At 53.5% G+C, this 2,195-nt stretch carries 3 protein-coding genes; 1 reads left to right on the forward strand and 2 read right to left on the reverse strand.

From position 1 onward, the window contains the following. Positions 1-1,245 (forward strand): RNA polymerase sigma factor (locus tag VGM48_RS07720; protein ID WP_331577714.1); only part of this gene is annotated, 1,245 nt, incomplete at its 5' end. Positions 1,246-1,259: 14 nt separating this feature from the next. On the opposite strand, the gene VGM48_RS07725 is transcribed toward VGM48_RS07720, so the two are convergent. Then, positions 1,260-1,466, reverse strand: a complete 207-nt coding sequence (locus tag VGM48_RS07725) for a hypothetical protein (RefSeq protein ID WP_331577716.1) — start codon at positions 1,464-1,466, stop codon at positions 1,260-1,262. 124 nt (positions 1,467-1,590) lie between these two features. Then, positions 1,591-2,195: hypothetical protein (locus VGM48_RS07730; protein WP_331577718.1), on the reverse strand; the 605-nt coding region annotated here is incomplete at its 5' end.

The following is a 2,195-nucleotide window of genomic DNA, read 5'->3' on the forward strand; positions in this document are numbered from 1 at the left end:
CAACTGGTCGATCATCTTTTCCGTCATGAAGCGGGAAAGATGATCGCCGTGTTGACCCGTATCTTTGGCATCCACAACCTGGAACTGGTCGAAGACACGGTACAGGAGACTTTTTTGAAAGCGCTGCAGGTATGGAAGTACCGGCCGGTACCTGACAATCCATCCGCCTGGCTGATGCAGGTGGCGCGTAACCAGACGATCGATCTGATCCGGCGTCAGCAAAAACTATCCGGGATCTCCGAAGAGCTGGCCACCCGTCTCCGTTCGGACACCGAACACACGATCGAAGAATTCTTCCTGGATACCGAAATAGCGGATAGCCAACTGCGTATGATCTTCACTTGCTGTCATCCCTCGCTCAATCCCGAAGACCAGGTGGCGCTGACACTGAAGACGGTATCCGGTTTTGGGGTAACGGAGATCGCCAGGGCCCTGGTCTCCACCGAGACGACCATACAAAAAAGGATCTATCGTGCCAGGGAATATATCAAAAAACATTCGATCCGGTTCGAGATCCCTATCGGCACAGCACTTCAGGATCGCCTTGAGACGGTCTATACGGTCCTCTACCTTTTGTTCAACGAAGGTTATAATTCCGTAAAGGCCGACGAGCTGATCCGTCATGACCTATGCGCCGAAGCCATGCGTCTCTGCAAACTTTTGTCGGAACATCGGATAGGCGCACATCCTACTACCTATGCCCTTCTGTCCCTGATGTGTTTTCAGGTTTCCCGCTTCGACAGCCGGATCGGGGAAGACAATACCATCATTTTATTGCAAAAGCAGGACAGGAGTAAATGGGACCGGGATCTGATCCATGTGGGGTATCACTATCTCAACCAATCTTCCGATGGCGACTATCTTTCCGTCTACCATATCGAATCGGCGATTGCGGCGGAACATTGTCTCTCGCCCGATTTTGCCTCTACGAACTGGAAGTCCCTTCTTTATTTGTACGATCGCCTGCTGGAGCGAAAACCCATTCCCATCGTACGGCTCAACCGCTCGGTCCTGCTGGCGCAAATGGGCGATCTGACTGCCGCCATCGATGCGATCCTGGACATCGAAGATATCGGGGACCTGCTCCGGCATCACTATATCTACAGTGCAGTCCTGGGGGATCTTTATGGACGCGCGGGCAATCTCGCAGAAGCCCGGAGGTTGCTGGACATGGCCTACCACCTTACTACTTCCCTCGCAGAGAAAAAGTTGCTCCGGGAAAAGTTGGACGCCCTGCCGCAGTAATGCGTTTGCCCCCGCTAATGCTGCCGGACGGTATCTCTCTTTTCCCGCGCCGAATCGGGAATGCCATTACCCGTCAGTGGTCGGACGCCATCCGTAGCCTTTACCGAGCCAAGCGTGCCGCTGGTGGATGTATTGGGATCAGGACGGGCCGTGATGGGCGCCGGGGTTGTACAGGAGACAGCCACGGCGACCAGCGCCATAGCAATGTATAGGGTCTTCATACCTTTCTTTTAGGCAGGAATGCAAGGATCAGGCCATGAGGATATCGGAATCACCAGGGGCAAACCAAACGGCCCCCGGGTCAACATTATTCAGACTTTTGGCAGTATCAGGGTTTGCCGAGGATCATCCCTTTTTCAGCAATACCTTTTGGCCCGCGAATTCGGTCGAGGCATCGAGTATGGCTAGCAATTGGGGCCATTTTGCGGCAGATTCCTCATTGTGTTTGTAGACCCTCTTGAAATGCAGGACCAGTTGACCACCTTCGATCTTTGCGGCGGTTATCAGGCTGCCGCAGTCGTTATCAAGCGTCTTGTTCAACTTATCCGCTCCCTGGACGGTGAATCCGTGCGGGATCGCAAAACTGACCGAATAATCGATCGTACGGGCGTAGGGCATATAGATGTCCACTTTCCGGGTGCGCTGCGAAGCGGTGAGCTTTAAGGGCGAGCTGACGGCCTTGCCGATGCTCAGCAGTATATTGTTGCCGGCCCTTTGCAGGAGGCCGTCCATCGTGAATTCCGTACTGTAGACCAGCTCCGGCGCACTATGGCGAAGACCCGGGTTGTCCACTTTCCAACTGATCATTTCCTTGGGATTTTCTTCGAATTCGGAAGAGACCTCTTCCTTAAAACGATCTTTCAACGACTCCCTTGCCTTCTGCAATGCCGTGGCATAGTCCTCGGAAACATTCTTGCTCTTCCGGGCCTTTTTAAGATCGTCCATGATCG

Origin of the sequence: Puia sp. (genome assembly GCF_036500295.1) — a bacterium.
Lineage (GTDB): Bacteria > Bacteroidota > Bacteroidia > Chitinophagales > Chitinophagaceae > Puia.